General features: G+C 55.7%; 14 protein-coding genes. 4 read left to right on the forward strand and 10 right to left on the reverse strand.

Translation table 11 applies throughout. From position 1 onward, the window contains the following. Positions 1–63 precede the first annotated feature (63 nt). The 6 genes from menA to priA form a co-directional block, all read right to left on the reverse strand. Complete coding sequence (menA, locus tag H650_RS14730) at positions 64–993, reverse strand: 1,4-dihydroxy-2-naphthoate polyprenyltransferase (RefSeq protein WP_020455957.1); 930 nt, start codon at positions 991–993, stop codon at positions 64–66. A 66-nt stretch (positions 994–1059) separates the two neighbouring features. After that, positions 1060–2391, reverse strand: a complete 1332-nt coding sequence (gene hslU / locus H650_RS14735) for an ATP-dependent protease ATPase subunit HslU (RefSeq protein WP_020455958.1) — start codon at positions 2389–2391, stop codon at positions 1060–1062. A gap of 9 nt (positions 2392–2400) precedes the next feature. Beyond that, positions 2401–2931 carry an ATP-dependent protease subunit HslV gene (gene hslV / locus H650_RS14740; protein WP_020455959.1) on the reverse strand — a complete coding sequence of 177 codons (531 nt, stop codon included), beginning with the start codon at positions 2929–2931 and terminating at the stop codon, positions 2401–2403. A gap of 92 nt (positions 2932–3023) precedes the next feature. Next, on the reverse strand, positions 3024–4037 hold the full coding sequence (gene ftsN / locus H650_RS14745; protein WP_071925248.1) for a cell division protein FtsN: 1014 nt from the start codon (positions 4035–4037) through the stop codon (positions 3024–3026). 94 nt (positions 4038–4131) lie between these two features. Continuing rightward, positions 4132–5157, reverse strand: coding sequence for a DNA-binding transcriptional regulator CytR (gene cytR, locus H650_RS14750; RefSeq protein ID WP_020455961.1), 1026 nt, complete (start codon positions 5155–5157; stop codon positions 4132–4134). Positions 5158–5281: 124 nt separating this feature from the next. After that, positions 5282–7474, reverse strand: a complete 2193-nt coding sequence (priA, locus tag H650_RS14755; RefSeq protein WP_020455962.1) for a primosomal protein N' — start codon at positions 7472–7474, stop codon at positions 5282–5284. Positions 7475–7681: 207 nt separating this feature from the next. Here priA and rpmE point away from each other — a divergent pair, with 207 nt between their 5' ends. Continuing rightward, positions 7682–7894, forward strand: coding sequence for a 50S ribosomal protein L31 (gene rpmE / locus H650_RS14760; RefSeq protein ID WP_007369223.1), 213 nt, complete (start codon positions 7682–7684; stop codon positions 7892–7894). 313 nt (positions 7895–8207) lie between these two features. On the opposite strand, the gene metJ is transcribed toward rpmE, so the two are convergent. Then, positions 8208–8525, reverse strand: a complete 318-nt coding sequence (gene metJ, locus H650_RS14765; RefSeq protein ID WP_007369220.1) for a met regulon transcriptional regulator MetJ — start codon at positions 8523–8525, stop codon at positions 8208–8210. A 262-nt stretch (positions 8526–8787) separates the two neighbouring features. Here metJ and metB point away from each other — a divergent pair, with 262 nt between their 5' ends. The 3 genes from metB to metF all read left to right on the forward strand — a co-directional run bounded on the left by metB (position 8788) and on the right by metF (position 13481). Continuing rightward, entirely contained in the window at positions 8788–9948 is a 1161-nt protein-coding gene (metB, locus tag H650_RS14770) for a cystathionine gamma-synthase (RefSeq protein ID WP_020455964.1), read from the forward strand. A 2-nt stretch (positions 9949–9950) separates the two neighbouring features. Next, the gene (locus H650_RS14775) at positions 9951–12383 is read left to right on the forward strand and encodes a bifunctional aspartate kinase/homoserine dehydrogenase II (RefSeq protein WP_020455965.1); all 2433 of its coding nucleotides are present in this window, start codon (positions 9951–9953) and stop codon (positions 12381–12383) included. Positions 12384–12590: 207 nt separating this feature from the next. Further along, a complete protein-coding gene (metF, locus tag H650_RS14780; protein WP_017459628.1) occupies positions 12591–13481 on the forward strand; it encodes a methylenetetrahydrofolate reductase in 891 nt (296 codons plus the stop codon). Between the two features lie 214 nt (positions 13482–13695). Here the strand turns inward: metF and gldA are convergent, their stop codons facing one another. The 3 genes from gldA to H650_RS14795 form a co-directional block, all read right to left on the reverse strand. Next, the gene (gene gldA, locus H650_RS14785) at positions 13696–14799 is read right to left on the reverse strand and encodes a bifunctional L-1,2-propanediol dehydrogenase/glycerol dehydrogenase (RefSeq protein WP_020455966.1); all 1104 of its coding nucleotides are present in this window, start codon (positions 14797–14799) and stop codon (positions 13696–13698) included. A gap of 11 nt (positions 14800–14810) precedes the next feature. After that, positions 14811–15473: a fructose-6-phosphate aldolase gene (gene fsa / locus H650_RS14790; RefSeq protein ID WP_020455967.1), complete on the reverse strand. Its 663-nt coding sequence runs from the start codon at positions 15471–15473 to the stop codon at positions 14811–14813. A 213-nt stretch (positions 15474–15686) separates the two neighbouring features. Further along, the gene (locus tag H650_RS14795; protein ID WP_020455968.1) at positions 15687–16547 is read right to left on the reverse strand and encodes an AraC family transcriptional regulator; all 861 of its coding nucleotides are present in this window, start codon (positions 16545–16547) and stop codon (positions 15687–15689) included. Positions 16548–16633 lie beyond the last annotated feature (86 nt).

Raw genomic sequence — 16633 nt, forward strand, 5'->3', positions numbered from 1 at the left:
GTCAGTATATCGCGCATCACGCGCTGTTGGCAAAATCATCAATTGTTCGTTGACATTTATCAGTTAAAGATGCGTTTGACTGAGGATTATTCCTAATACAAACAAGAGATTAGTTAACAGTGCACCTTTTACCGTGCGTTCCAGCATCGGCGGCATAGCGCGCGGGTCGAGCTCGCGCAGCACAAAGCGCGCCTGTTTGATAAGCAGTGGTGCTGCCAGCACAAACAGCCAGCCCCACAGGCTTTGCAGCGAAAACAGGTTAAACAGCGCAAGGCATAACAGCGCGCCAACCAGCAGGCCAGCATGGTAACGGCGTGCGTTAATTGGTCCTAAACGGACGACAAGCGTATTTTTGCCGTTTTCGCGGTCACTTTCGATATCGCGCAGATTGTTGATATTCAATACCGCCGTCGCCAGCAGACCACAGGCGGTCGCGGGCAGAATAACGGCCGGGATCAGCATATGCGTCTGCAAATACCAGCTACCCATTACGCTTATCCAGCCGAAGAAAAGCAGCACGGAGATATCGCCAAGGCCAAGATAACCGTATGGACGCTTGCCGACGGTGTAGGTAATGGCGGCAATAATCGACAGCACACCGAGCGCAAGGAAACCGATGAAATCCGCCATCGTTTGTGTCGCCGCGGTTACCAGCAGCAGCCCGGAGATACAACTCAGCACGATGACAATCATCAGCGCGCGCTTCATCTGCGCAAGGGAAATGGCGCCTTTTTGCATGCCGCGCAACGGACCAATGCGATCCGGTTTATCGCTGCCTTTGACCGCATCGCCGTAATCATTGGCGAGGTTGGAGAGGATTTGCAGCAATCCGGCGGTGATAAGTGCGAGCACCGCCACCAGCGGATCAAAATAGCCCTGCCACCAGGCCAGCACTGTGCCAACGACAATCGCGGCGAAAGCCAGCGGTAATGTTTTCGGTCGCAGGCTTTCCAGCCAGGCCTGGGTGAGGCTAAGAGATTGCGTTTCGTTCATAAGGTCAGCCAACAAAAATGGGGGCAAAAGCCCCCATCGAGTGTGATGAAAACGTTGTGGCCGGGATTATAAGATAAAACGGCTCAGATCTTCATCTGCCACTAAAGCATCAAGGTGCTTACTCACATAGTCTGCATCAATGGTGATCGTCTCGCCGCCCAGATCGCTGGCGTCATAGGAGATATCTTCCATCAGACGTTCCAGCACCGTATGCAAACGACGCGCACCGATGTTTTCGGTGGTTTCGTTCACCTGCCATGCGGCCTGAGCAATACGTTTGATGCCGTCTTCGGTGAAATCAATGTTTACGCCTTCGGTCGCCATCAGCGCTTTGTACTGTACGGTGACAGACGCGTTTGGCTCGGTCAGGATGCGTTCGAAATCTTCCGTGGTTAACGCTTTCAGCTCAACGCGGATTGGCAAACGGCCTTGCAGTTCCGGGATCAGATCCGACGGGCTGGCAATCTGGAACGCGCCAGAGGCAATAAACAGAATGTGGTCGGTTTTCACCATGCCGTGTTTGGTCGATACGGTGCAGCCTTCCACCAGCGGCAGCAGATCGCGCTGCACACCCTCGCGGGAAACATCCGGGCCCGAAGTGTTACCGCGTTTACAGATTTTGTCGATCTCATCGATAAACACGATCCCGTGCTGCTCAACGGCTTCGATAGCGTCCTGTTTCAGCTCTTCCGGGTTCACCAGTTTCGCCGCTTCTTCTTCAATCAGCAGCTTCATCGCGTCTTTGATTTTCAGCTTACGCGGTTTCTGCTTCTGGCCGCCCAGGTTCTGGAACATGGACTGGAGCTGATTGGTCATCTCCTCCATGCCCGGGGGTGCCATAATTTCTACGCCCATCGGCGCGGCAGCGAGATCGATTTCAATCTCTTTGTCGTCGAGCTGGCCTTCGCGCAGTTTTTTGCGGAAAGACTGGCGCGCAGCGGATGGTTCAGCGGCTTGTTCCGGCTGGCCCCAGTTGTTTTTCGCTGGTGGGATCAGCACGTCGAGAATGCGCTCTTCGGCCATCTCTTCCGCGCGGTAGCGGTTTTTCTCGATCGACTGACTACGCACCATTTTCACTGCCGCATCGGTCAGATCGCGGATGATAGAATCCACTTCTTTCCCAACGTAGCCGACTTCGGTGAACTTGGTCGCTTCAACTTTGATAAATGGCGCGTTGGCCAGTTTTGCCAGGCGGCGGGCGATTTCGGTTTTACCGACGCCGGTTGGGCCGATCATCAGAATGTTTTTCGGCGTGACTTCATGGCGCAGCTCTTCATCAAGCTGCATGCGGCGCCAGCGGTTACGCAGGGCAATCGCCACAGAACGCTTCGCCGCGTCCTGGCCGATAATGTGTTTGTCCAGTTCGCTGACAATTTCGCGTGGGGTCATTTCAGACATGGGAGATCCTTACGCTTTATAGGCTAATTCTTCGATGGTGTGGAAGTGGTTGGTGTAGATGCAGATATCGCCTGCAATCCCCAACGCCTTCTCAGCAATTTCGCGTGCGCCAAGCTCGGTGTTTTCCAGCAACGCGCGGGCAGCGGCCTGGGCGTATGGCCCGCCGGAACCGATGGCGATCAGGTCATTTTCCGGCTGGATCACATCGCCGTTACCGGTGATGATCAGCGACGCGGTTTCGTCGGCAACCGCCAACAGTGCTTCCAGCTTGCGCAGCATGCGATCGGTGCGCCAGTCCTTTGCCAGCTCGACAGCCGCTTTCACCAGATGACCCTGGTGCATTTCCAGTTTGCGTTCGAATAATTCAAACAGAGTGAAGGCATCGGCCGTGCCGCCGGCAAAGCCCGCAATGACTTTGTCGTTATACAGGCGGCGAACTTTTTTCACGTTGCCTTTCATTACGGTGTTGCCCAGTGTGGCCTGGCCATCACCGGCGATAACGACATGGCCGTTACGGCGTACGCTTACGATTGTTGTCACGAGCAGACCCCTTGGTTACAAATGCACAATACAGCGCCCCGCACGGTGTACGGGGCAGAATGCAATTATAAATGGGGGGTGTTTTAGGGGTTTCAACCCCCGGCGGCAAGACGGATGCAGTTTGCGTGACCGGCCATTTTCAGGCGGCTGATGGTGGCATCGGCGCTCTCTTTGCCTTTCACCGGGCCCATCACCACGCGATTCCAGCCGTTGTTGCTGGTAATACGCGAGTCGAAACCTTCAAATGCCAGCTGTGCACGCACGGTTTCTGCCTGATCCTGGCCTTTAAACGAACCGCACTGGATAAGCCAGCGGCGATCGTCCTTTTTCTCAGCCGTTTGCGGTTGCGCCTTCGGCGTTTCCACTTCACGCGTTACCGGCGCGGCTTGTTGCGTTTTCGGCTGTGACGCAGCGGTATGCGGCGGCGTTTGCAGCAGATCCTGATACGGTTGCGAGGTGGCCGGTTTTTGCTGCGTTGTGCTTTGCGTCTGGCGCGGCGGTGGCGTGGTTTGCGTAGTACGCGCCTGCTGCTGCTCCGTCACGCGCGGTTGCGTGCGCGGCTGCTGTGCTTGTACCGGCTGCGACTGCGTCCACTGCTGTTGCTGCTGTTGCATCTGCACCTGTTGCTGCGCCTGTCGCTGACGTTGCAGCGTTTGCTGGCGCTGCTCCGGCGTTTGTTCGTTCCACGGCACTTCGTTGAGCTGCGTCGGCTGCTGGCGCATGTCGGCCTGCATCTGCGCTAAAAGCTGACGCTGTTCGTCGGTCAACTGCTCCGGTTTTTGCACTTCACCACCGGCCGTCGGCTCGGTTGGCGCTCGTACGCCAGGCTGGCGGCTTTCCAGCTCTTTAATGTAGCGCCAGCGCTCTTCCGGTTTCGGCGGCAGGCCGTTGCCGGTCATTTTCTGGTTTTGCAGTGACTCGGATTCTTCTTTTTTGTGGTGCGTAATAAAGTACAAACCACCGATAAAGGCGACCAGCACGGCGGCCGCAATGGCGACCATAGCTGGAGAGACCGCAGACTTGCTGCGCTGTTTTTTCCTTGAGTTACTCGTCTTTCGCCGCGCAGGAGCCGACTGGCTGCGGCGTACATAATCTCGTTGTGCCACTATCGTTTCGCTGTATTTATTTCGTTTATCAGCCCGCCATGTTACTTAAGCGACGGGGTTTTGACCAGAAGAGGGCGTCTGAAAGGCCGCGCCTTTACTTCAGCGCCCGGGTGCTGCCGCGCAGGATTAATTCACACTCCAGCAAGCGCGAACCGCTGCTTACGTTATGCCCCTGCAACTGCTCCAGCAGCAATAACATGGCTTCGCGACCAATCTGATAACGCGGTTGCGAAACGGTGGTCAACGGCGGGTCGCTGAATTCAGCCAGGGAAATGTTATCAAAGCCGATGATCGATAAGTCGTCCGGTACTTTCAAACCCCGGCGTTTAGCTTGCGACAGGGCGCCAAGCGCCATCACATCGCTGTGACAGAACACGGCCGTTGGCGGCTTCGGTAGCATCAATAAATGATCCAACGCCCGCGCGCCCGCCTCAAAAGTGAAATCGCCGCGCGTGATGTAATGCGGATCAACGGTCACGCCAGAGCGGCGCAGCGCCTGAACATAGCCCTGCAAGCGGTAATGGCACAGCGGCATCTCTTCCGGACCGGCGATACAACCGATTCGCTGGTGACCCTGTTCCTGCAAATAATTGACGGCATTAAAGGCGGCGGTCAGGTTATCAATATGCACCGTCGGCAACTCCAGCTCCGGCGCGAATTCGTTAGCCATCACCATTGGCGGCAAATTGCGTTGCTCTTCAATGCTGGCGTCAAACGGCAAACGCGAGCCGAGCAGCAGCATGCCGTCGATTTGCTTGGTGATAATCAGGTCGATAAAGGTTTTTTCCTGCTGATTTTGATGGGCGCAGTCGCCAATCAGCACCAGATAGCCGTGTTCCGCGGCGGTCACTTCAATGCCGCGAATAATCTCGCTGAAAAAGGGATCGCAAATATCCGGCACAATCACCAGCAGTGTGCGTGATTCATTGCGTTTGACGTTGCGTCCCATCGATTGAGGCAAATAACCCACTTCCATTGCCGCTTGTTCCACCCGATTGCGGGTAGCCTGCGACACTTTTTCCGGGTTCATTAATGCACGTGACACAGTTGCCGTCGAAACCTTTGCTTTCATGGCAACATCTTTCATGGTCGCTGCCGCAACCTGATTTTTGGGTTTCACCTTGTTCTCCTCGCTTGCACGGCGCAGGCGTTGTCACATTTTTATCAGATAGTTAAGCGCACCGGTTACAGAATTTTCATGAAAAGTGTGATGAAAGTTGAATTTTATACGCCGGCTCGCAGCGTTAACTTTCAATCGGGTCGACATCCAGCACCCATTTCACCCGCCGAGCGTCCGGCAGGGTGTTAATCAGGGCCAGCGCGCCGGTGACGATATGCTGCAGGCGAATACGGGAAGGATGTTGTAGCAGCAACTGCCAGCGGTAACGGCCGGCGCGTTTGGCCGCCAGCGCCGGAACCGGGCCCAGGATCCAGAGCTGGTTGTCCGCCAGTGGGCTGGCTTGCAGCAGATTTTTAAGCTGTTGCAGAAACAGCGGCGCGTGCTGGTTGTTCTGATCTTCCGCGCGGATCAGCACATGGCTGGTCCACGGCGGCAATTGCATGGTTTGCCGCTCCGCCAGCGCCTGTTCCGCGAAGGTGTCATAGCCTTTATGCAGCAGCGTTTGCAGAAGCGGATGTTCCGGGTGGTGCGTTTGCAGTACCACTTCGCCCTGTTTGCCTGCGCGCCCGGCACGGCCGGAAACTTGGGTATAAAGCTGGGCGAAACGCTCGGCAGCGCGGAAATCTGCCGAAAATAACGCGCCGTCGACATCCAGCAGCGCAACCAGCGTAACATCCGGGAAGTGGTGGCCTTTTGCCAGCATTTGGGTGCCAATCAGAATGCGCGCGCCGCCGCGATGTACTTCGGCAAGGTGTTGCTCCAGCGCGCCTTTGCGGCTGGTGGTATCGCGGTCAATGCGTGATAGCGGTACACCGGGAAACATCGGCGTTAACGCGTGTTCCAGCTGTTCAGTGCCAAGGCCAACAGGCAATAAATGTGTAGAACCGCAGGACGGACACTGGCGCGGCACCGGGCGCTGGCTGTCGCAGTGGTGACAGCGCAAATGCTGCTGCGCCTGGTGGAAGGTGTAATAGTGGTCGCAGCGCGGGCATTCCGCTATCCAGCCGCAGTCATGACACAGCAATGCAGGCGAAAAACCACGGCGGTTAAGGAACAAAATAACCTGGTTTCCCGCCTGTAAATGCTGGCGCATACGGTTGATGAGCGCCGGAGCCAGACCGGCCTGTAACGGCTGGCCTTTCAGATCCAGCACATGCTGCATCGCCGGTCGCGCGTGGCCAGCCCGGCGGGTCAGGCGCAGCAGATGGTATTTGCGTGACCGCACGTTGTGCAGGGTTTCCAGCGCAGGCGTTGCCGAGCCAAGAATGATCGGGATCTGCTCACTGTGAGCGCGGTAAACCGCCAGATCGCGGGCGTGATAACGCCAGCCTTCCTGCTGTTTATAGGAGCTGTCATGCTCTTCGTCGATGACGATCACGCCAAGGTTCTTAAACGGGGTAAACAGCGATGAGCGCGTACCGATCACAATCGCCGCTTCACCGCTCTTTGCTTTTTGCCATGTGATCAGGCGTTCGCTGTCGTTCAGCCCGGAGTGAAGCACTTCAACTGGCGCGTTAAAGCGCTCGCGAAAACGGGCGATAGTTTGCGGTGTCAGACCAATTTCCGGCACCATCACCAGCGCCTGCTTTCCCTGCGCCAGCACGTTTTCCAGCACGCTTAAATAGACTTCTGTTTTACCGGAACCGGTCACGCCCGCCAGTAACCAGGCGGAAAAGCGATCCGCTGCGCTGTGAATAGCGCCAACGGCGGTGGCTTGCTCTGTGTTCAGGCGCAGTCGGTCGCCGCTTACGGAAAATGTCGTGCGCCAGTCATTAAAGGCTGGTGTTTCGCTGTTCATCTCCGCCAGCCCTTTGGCGCGCAGCGCTTGCAGGGTAACGCTTTTCAGATCCAGCGCTGCCAGTTGATGCTGCCAGATTTTGCCTTTTCGCAGCGCCGAGAGCGCCTGTTGTTGTTTGGCTGACTTGACGCGGTTGATGTCCATCGCCTGGCCCTGCTCGGTCGCAAACCAGTAGCCCTGGAACTCCGCGCTGGCGGGCTTAGTCTGGCGCAGCAGAACGGGAAGGGCGTTAAACAACACATCCCCGATCGGATGGTGGTAATAATCCGCAGCCCACAGTAATAACCGCCAGACCGCCGGGGAAAAAACCGGTTCGCTGTCGAGTACCTCTTCCACGCTCTTGAGATCGGCCAGCGGCAGCTCGCTTTCGTCGCCCACTGAAAGCACAATGCCGACGCGGTGCTGGTTACCAAACGGCACACGCACGCGACAACCCGCGCGCGCGGACATCTCATCCGGCAACAGGTAATCGAACGTGCGGGGCAACGGTACAGATAGCGCAACGCGGGCGACGGGCATCTCATCATCCTGACTTGAAAACTGGCGGGATAGTATACACATTGTTGCTACCGGCGAGCGGATCAGTTTGCATGTGCTGGCTAATTTCTGTATGATTCGCCGCCTTTGATGCGTTTTGAACGTGCCAAAGATACACTTACATATTAACTCGCGTGGTGTCTGGCGTTAGGGCTGGAAGAGCGACGCGGCCTTAAACTGAGGTTTCCCATGAAAAAAGGTATTCACCCGAATTATGTAGCGATTACTGCAACCTGTTCTTGCGGTAACGTGATCAAAACCCACTCCACCGTGGGTCACGACCTGAACCTGGACGTATGCGGCAAATGCCACCCGTTCTTTACTGGTAAACAACGTGTTGTTGATACCGGTGGTCGTGTTGAGCGTTTCAACAAACGCTTCAGCATCCCGGGCAGCAAATAAGTTGCCAAAGAAAAAAGCGCCGAAAGGCGCTTTTTTTGTCTCTGCGTTTTGCCGAAGGGGTGCTTTTTTGTGATAAAAGTCACAAAAATATTGCTCTGCTTAAAAAGCGAGCATATGCTTTTCGCCATCCATTCCTGTGACATTGGGCGGAAAAATGAGCGATTTGCTGACGGCTGTGAAAAACGTATTTATGTCTTACCTGCTCTCGCTGGCGGAAGTGCACCCGGAAGTGACGCGCTTCTGAGTGAGCCGATAAGATAAACAGATTGAAACAAAAAGGGCGGAAGATATCTTCCGCCCTTTTTTGTTGCGATCAGTATTCCCACGTATCCGGGTCGATCCCCAGTTCACGCATAATCACTTTCGCCTCTTCCGGGATTTCGTCGCTGCGCTCTTTACGCAGGTCTTCATCGTTCGGCAGGGGTTGACCGGTAAACGCATGCAAAAACGCTTCACACAACAGCTCGCTGTTGGTGGCGTGACGCAAGTTGTTCACCTGACGACGGGTACGTTCATCGGTGAGGATTTTTAACACCTTAAGAGGAATGGAAACCGTAATTTTTTTTACTTGCTCACTCTTCTTGCCGTGCTCAGCGTATGGGCTGATATATTCGCCGCTCCATTCAGCCATGAGATACCTTTAATCCTCTCAGTCATTAGTCTAAACCCGGACAGCGCCGGGCCGTAATTCCGCGTAGTTTACCGTAGAGTCAACATGGTGACACGGTGTATCGCTCAGCTACCGGTACTAAAGCGTATAATTTTAACGGCTATTGTACTTTTGCTCAATCTATACGCAAAGAAGTTTAGATGTCCAGATGTATTGACGTCTATTGTCGCAATGTTTACTCTGTCGTGAGACTTTTCATCCATTAAGCCAGGAAGCCTTCACCATGACGCGTAAACAGGCCACCATCGCAGTGCGTAGCGGATTGAACGATGACGAGCAGTACGGTTGCGTTGTCCCGCCTATTCATCTCTCCAGTACTTATAATTTCACCGGCTTTAACGAACCCCGTGCGCATGACTATTCGCGTCGCGGCAACCCAACGCGTGATGTGGTACAGCGTGCGCTGGCAGAACTGGAAGGTGGCGCGGGCGCGGTATTGACCAATACCGGCATGTCGGCAATTCATCTGGTGACGACCGTCTTTCTCAAACCAGGCGATCTGCTGGTTGCGCCGCACGACTGCTATGGCGGTAGCTATCGCCTGTTCGATAGTCTGGCGAAACGCGGTTGCTACCGGGTGAAATTTGTTGATCAGGGCGATGAGCAGGCATTGAAAGCGGCGCTGGCGGAACAACCGAAGCTGGTGCTGGTCGAAAGCCCAAGCAACCCGCTGTTGCGCGTTGTGGATATCGCGAAAATCTGCCAGCTTGCGCGTGAAGCTGGCGCAATCAGCGTGGTGGATAATACGTTCCTGAGCCCGGCCCTGCAAAACCCGCTGGCGCTGGGCGCGGATTTGGTGCTGCACTCCTGCACCAAATATCTCAACGGCCATTCCGATGTAGTGGCGGGCGTGGTGATTGCGAAAGATGAGGCGACTGTCACCGAACTGGCATGGTGGGCGAATAACATTGGCGTCACCGGCAGCGCCTTCGACAGCTATCTGCTGTTGCGCGGTCTGCGTACGTTGTCGCCGCGCATGGAAGTGGCGCAGCGTAATGCTCAGGCGATCGTCGATTTCCTGCAAAAACAGCCGTTGGTGAAAAAACTGTACCACCCGTCTCTGCCGGATAATCAGGGGCATGAGATTGCTGCGCGTCAACAAAAAGGCTTTGGCGCGATGTTAAGTTTTGAGCTGGATGGCGACGAACAAACGCTGCGTCGTTTCTTAAGTGGTCTATCGTTGTTTACGCTGGCGGAATCATTAGGCGGGGTTGAAAGTTTAATCTCCCACGCCGCGACAATGACCCACGCAGGCATGGCGCCGGAAGCGCGCGCCGCAGCGGGAATTTCTGAGACGCTATTGCGTATCTCAACCGGTATTGAAGACAGTGAAGATCTAATTGCCGATCTGGAAAATGGCTTCCGGGTCGCAGCTGAGGGGTAAACATGAGTGTGATTGCGCAGGCAGGGACGAAGGCTCGTCAGCTGCACAAATTTGGTGGGAGTAGTCTGGCGGATGTGAAATGTTACCTGCGTGTCGCAGGGATCATGGCGGAGTATTCACAACCGGGCGACATGATGGTTGTCTCGGCCGCAGGCAGCACCACCAACCAGCTGATCAACTGGCTGAAATTGAGCCAGACTGACAGGCTTTCTGCGCATCAGGTTCAACAATCGCTGCGTCGTTACCAGAGTGATTTAATCAGCGGGCTGTTGCCCGCCGCTATCGCTGACGGTCTGACCAGCGAGTTTATTCACGACCTTGAACATTTGGCGGTGCTGCTGGATGGCGGCATCACCGACGCGGTTTACGCCGAAGTAGTTGGCCATGGTGAAATCTGGTCAGCGCGTTTAATGGCCGCCGTGCTGAACCAGCAAGGTCTGGATGCCGCCTGGCTGGATGCCCGCGATTTCCTGCGTGCCGAACGCGCGGCACAGCCGCAGGTAAATGAAGGTGCGTCTTATCCGCTGCTGCAACAACAGCTGGCGCAGTATCCGGGCAAACGTATTGTGGTGACGGGCTTTATCAGCCGCAACGAAGCCGGTGAAACTGTGTTGTTGGGACGTAACGGTTCGGACTACTCGGCCACGCAAATTGGCGCGCTGGGCGATGTTACCCGCGTAACCATCTGGAGTGACGTGGCCGGTGTTTACAGCGCGGACCCGCGTAAGGTGAAAGATGCCTGCCTGTTACCGCTGCTGCGCCTTGATGAAGCCAGCGAGCTGGCACGTCTGGCGGCACCGGTGCTGCATGCGCGCACGCTACAACCGGTCTCCGGCAGCAATATCGATCTGCAATTGCGCTGTAGTTACCACCCGGAACAGGGGTCGACACGCATTGAACGTGTGCTGGCTTCCGGCACCGGGGCGCGGATTGTCACCAGCCATGATGACGTCTGCCTGATTGAATTCGTTGTACCGTCCGGGCAGGACTTCAAACTGGCGCACAAAGAGATTGACCTGATCCTTAAACGTGCGCAGGTACGCCCGCTGGCGGTTGGCGCACATGCTGACCGCAACCTGCTGCAGCTTTGCTACACCTCGGAAGTGGTTGATAGCGTCTTTAAACTGCTTGATGAAGCCGGTTTGCCGGGCGAATTGCGTTTGCGTCAGGGGCTGGCGCTGGTAGCGATGGTTGGTGCGGGTGTTTGTCGCAATCCGTTGCACAGCCACCGTTTCTGGCAGCAGCTTAAAGGCCAGCCAGTGGAGTTTATCTGGCAATCTGACGAAGGTATTAGCCTGGTCGCCGTGCTGCGCGTTGGCCCAACGGAAAGCCTTATTCAGGGGCTGCACCAGTCGCTGTTCCGCGCGGAGAAACGCATAGGTCTGGTGCTGTTTGGTAAAGGCAATATTGGTTCCCGCTGGCTGGAGCTGTTCTCGCGCGAGCAGAGCGCGTTGTCGGCGCGTACCGGTTTTGAATTTGTGCTGGCGGGCGTGGTGGATAGCCGCCGCAGTTTGCTGAGCTATGAAGGGCTGGATGCCAGCCGTGCGCTGGCGTTCTTTAATGATGAAGCGGTAGAGCAGGATGAGGAGTCGCTGTTTTTGTGGATGCGCGCCCATCCGTACGACGATCTGGTGGTGCTGGATGTCACCGCAAGCTCGCAGCTGGCGGAGCAGTATCTGGATTTCGCCAGCCACGGCTTCCATGTGATCAGCGCCAACAAACTGGCCGGAGCCAGCACAACCGATACCTATCGTCAGATCCACGATGCGTTCGAAAAAACCGGTCGCCGCTGGTTGTATAACGCCACTGTTGGCGCCGGTCTGCCGGTGAATCATACCGTGCGCGATCTGCGTGAAAGCGGTGATTCGATTCTGGCGATCAGCGGAATTTTCTCCGGTACGCTCTCCTGGCTGTTCCTGCAATTCGACGGCACCGTGCCGTTTACCGATTTAGTGGATCAGGCCTGGCAGCAAGGGTTGACCGAGCCGGATCCGCGCGTTGACCTTTCCGGCAAAGATGTGATGCGCAAGCTGGTGATCCTCGCCCGCGAGGCGGGCTACGATATCGAACCAGACCAGGTGCGCGTAGAGTCTTTAGTGCCTGCGGGTTGCGAAGAGGGATCGGTCGATCACTTCTTTGAAAATGGCGATGAGCTGAATGAACAGATGGTGCAGCGCCTGGAAGCCGCCCGTGAAATGGGGCTGGTGCTGCGTTATGTGGCGCGTTTTGATGCCAACGGTAAAGCGCGCGTCGGCGTCGAGGCCGTTCGGCCGGAACACCCGCTGGCGGCGGTTTTGCCGGGGGATAATGTTTTTGCCATTGAAAGCCGCTGGTACCGCGATAACCCGCTGGTGATCCGCGGGCCGGGCGCGGGGCGCGATGTGACCGCTGGCGCTATCCAGTCGGATATCAATCGCCTCGCACAGTTACTGTAATTCCTTTCTTTTATCCTCTCCCGGGACAGGGAGAGGATGCTGTGCGGCATCATGAACTTTTTTCATCTTCGCTGAACATTCCTCACACAGAATAGTGATTTTCCTGTTGACGCCCCGATCGTTTTCCGTCATTTTTACATCTGGACGTCTAAACGTATAGAAGTTCACAAAACAACAGACAATGACACGCGATTGATGAGGTAAGGTATGAGCTTTTTTCACGCCAACCAGCGGGAAGCCCTGAATCAGAGCCTGGCGGAAGTTCACGGCCAGATTAATGTTTCCTTTGAATTTTTCCCGCCGCGCACCAGTGAAATGGAACAGACCTTATGGCACTCCATCGATCGTTTAAGCAGCCTGAAGCCGAAATTTGTTTCGGTAACTTACGGTGCAAATTCGGGCGAGCGCGATCGCACACACAGCATCATTAAAGGCATCAAAGATCGCACCGGGCTGGAAGCGGTGCCGCATTTGACCTGCATCGATGCCACACGTGACGAGTTGCGCACTATCGCACAGGATTACTGGAACAACGGCATCCGCCACATTGTGGCATTACGCGGTGATTTACCCCCGGGCGGCGGTAAGCCGGATATGTACGCCGCCGATCTGGTGACGTTGTTAAAAGAGGTCGCCGATTTTGATATCTCCGTCGCCGCTTACCCGGAAGTTCACCCGGAAGCGAAAAGCGCGCAGGCCGATCTGCTGAACCTGAAACGTAAAGTGGATGCGGGCGCGAGCCGCGCGATTACGCAGTTCTTCTTCGATGTGGAAAGCTATCTGCGCTTTCGCGATCGCTGTGCAGCAACCGGTATTGATGTTGAGATCGTGCCGGGCATCCTGCCGGTCTCCAACTTTAAGCAGGCGAAAAAATTCGCCGATATGACCAATGTGCGTATCCCGGCGTGGATGTCGCAGATGTTCGACGGCCTGGATGACGACGCGGAAACCCGCAAGCTGGTGGGGGCGAATATCGCCATGGATATGGTGAAAATTTTAAGCCGCGAAGGGGTGAAAGATTTCCACTTCTATACGCTGAACCGCGCCGAAATGAGTTACGCCATTTGCCACACGCTGGGCGTTCGCCCGGCAGTGTAAGAATCCTTGCAGTGGAAAAATTAAAGAAAAGCCGGATTGCGATCCGGCTTTTTTATGGCTGACTGAAAACCACGCCTTATGCGCGTGGTCATCAACCGATTTTAGCTCTGCCTTGTTTTGGATTTACATCTCACAGGGTTGGCAGAGACGCTTTTTAGGCGCTTGATACTCCCCGTGAGGGCGCAATCAGAGCCACCCACTGTAAACCTGAGCGCTATTCCCACTCTTCAAGAAAACGCTGCCCGTACTGATCGGCTACCAGTAGCGCGGCATAGACCTGATCCGCTGTCGCACCGCCCGGCATATTGTGAATGGTTTCCCCTTGTGCACAGGCAGCCTGCGCCACGATGCGCATTTTCTCTGGAATGTCAGTTTTAATCCCCAGTTGCGCCAGCGTAATTGGCAAACCCACGGTATGACACAGGGCGGCGACGGTTTCGATCTCTTCCAGCGGCGCGTTTTCCAGTACCAGTTGAGTTAAGGTGCCAAACGCCACTTTTTCGCCATGGTAGTAATGATGCGCTTCCGGAATTGCCGTGATGCCGTTATGAATGGCGTGTGCTGCCGCCAGACCGCCACTCTCAAAACCGACACCGCTGAGGTAGGTATTGGCTTCCACCACGCGCTCCAGCGCAGGCGTCACCACATGCTGTTCGGCGGCGAACATCGCTTTTTCACCCTCTTCAAGTAGCGTGTTGTAACACAGCTCCGCCAGCGCGAGGGCGGATTGCGTACATTGACCGCCCGCCATGGTTTTTGCGCCGCTGCGTGAACAAGCACGCGCTTCAAACCAGGTCGAGAGTGCATCACCGATCCCGGCTGCCAGCAAACGCGCAGGGGCTCCGGCGACAATTTTGGTGTCGACAATCACCCGATCCGGGTTGTTGGGCAGCAGCAAATAACGGTCGAACTCACCACTGTCGGTGTAGATAACCGACAGCGCGCTACAGGGCGCATCGGTCGATGCGATAGTGGGGGCAATCGCCACCGGCACGTGCATGAAATGCGCCAGTGCTTTGGCAGTATCCAGCGTTTTACCGCCACCGATGCCGAGTACCGCGCCGCAGCGGGCGCTTTCTGCCACACCGCGCAGCCGGTCAATTTCGTTTTGTGAACATTCGCCGCCGAACGGCGCGATTTCGCAGGCCAGCCCGGCATCCACCAGGCTTTTTTGCAGCGTTTCCTGCGCAAAACCGAGAACAAATTTGTCACCGACCACCAGCCAGCGATCGGCCAGCGGTTTGAGATAGTCACCGAGGCGGGTGATAACGTCTGCACCCTGGATATACTTGCCCGGCGACTGAATGATGCGGTCCATATACTACCTCCTTACAGGTTGAGGTTGCCAAAAGCTGTTTTCCAGTCCTGTTCAAACTTCTCAATGGCTGACTCTACTGCGGGTGTATTGAGCATTTGTTGCGCTACATCTAATGGGAGCGTGATCGCTTCGCATCCGACCAACAAACACTCCAGTGCCTGGCGCGGCGTTTTAAAACTCGCGGCCAGCACTTTGCTCTCTGGCGCATGGAGTTTCAGCAGGGTTTGCAGCTCCTGCACCATGCGGATCCCGTCTCCGCCCTGTGCATCGACGCGGTTAACATACGGGGCGACATATTTTGCGCCAGCCAGCGCGGCAAGCAGCCCCTGCGCGGCGCTGTAAACTGCCGTACCCAGCGTGACAATGCCCTCTTTTTTCAGTTGTTTGATGGCGGCTAGGCCTTCAGCAGTGACCGGAATTTTGACCACAATATCCGGCACGGCGTTATTGAGGCGTTTGGCCTCTGCCACCATGCCATCCGCTTCGCGGCTCATCACCTGGGCAAACAGCGTTCCTTGTGGGCCAATAACGCGCTGCAGGCGTGGCAATACGTCCCAGAGGGAGTCTTTACCGGCGGCGATAATGCTCGGATTGGTGGTTACACCCGCCAGCGGGTAAATCCGCGCCAGGCGCTCCACTTCCGCTACGTTTGCGGTGTCGAGATACAGTTCCATCATGCTTCCTCATATAGCGTTTCTGCACACAGCATAAGAGCGCGGGTTGTGTGCTCGCCATATAACAAATCTGCCAAACACTGGACAAATGTGATCGAGAGGGCAAAGTGCGAGCTGGCTCACAAGTTGTGTGATAGCAGATGAAAAGAGGCGTTGTAGAGTGATCTTGAAACAAAAGTGGTTTTTTTAACGTACAAAAATCCAGTGATGGCATTATTCGTCCAGCGGGGACTTTTCGCTGAGATGGCTGTGATACTGCTGGCGGTATTCCGAGGGGGAGCGTTCCGTGTTTTTACGAAACAGGCGGCAGAAGTAATTACTGTCAACAAACCCGCAACTGTGCGCCACTTCTTTCACTTTTAAATCGTACCCTTTGAGCAGCGTTTTAGCGTGCTCCAGCCGGGTATGAGTCAGATATTCGTTGAAGCCAACAGAACCGGTTTTCTGAAACAGATGCGACAGGTAATTGGGTGAGATATAAAACGCCTGCGCCACCGATTCACGCGTGAGCGGCAAAGCGTAATTTTCGTCGATATAGTCGCGAACAGCTTCGAACAGCGCCTGACTGCGCGATGCGGTTTGGATCTGGCTACCAAGCAAGTCATGACAGTGGCTGAGCAGGCTGGTGACAATCAGACGTGCGGTTTGCTGTTCGTGCGGCTGCATCTGCATTTCATGCAGCGTTTGCAGCAAGAAAGAGCCGACGCGCGGGCCGCGACGCGCAACATGTTGTTTCGCCAGGTTTTGCAGCATTGCGCCATCCCACTGCGTGACGTTAAAACTGAGCTGTTGCTTGCCAAACAGCACGCTTAATGTGGTGGCCGGTAGCTGCCATTGTGGGTGATTCCAGCTACCTGCGGGAACATACAGCACGTCGTGCTGCGACATCCGCGCGGTTTCACCGTTGATCCCCGTATCGGTCACCGTTCCTTCCAGCACAATTTCCAGACGCGGGAAATCTACCTGGCAGGCCTGCGCAGGCGCGGTTCCGGTCACGCCTACAAAGTATATCTGCCGTAGCGGGGCCGGGCCGTTTATCAGGCGCGAGATAAGATGGCTGACATCGAGACTCATAATGTCCCTTTGGTTGCTGGCGAAGGGACAACCTTAACTGGCAGGATCAAAAAAGGCCACAACCAGTGTGGCCTTTTGCGATGATA

It is taken from the genome of Enterobacter sp. R4-368 (assembly GCF_000410515.1).
GTDB lineage: Bacteria > Pseudomonadota > Gammaproteobacteria > Enterobacterales > Enterobacteriaceae > Kosakonia.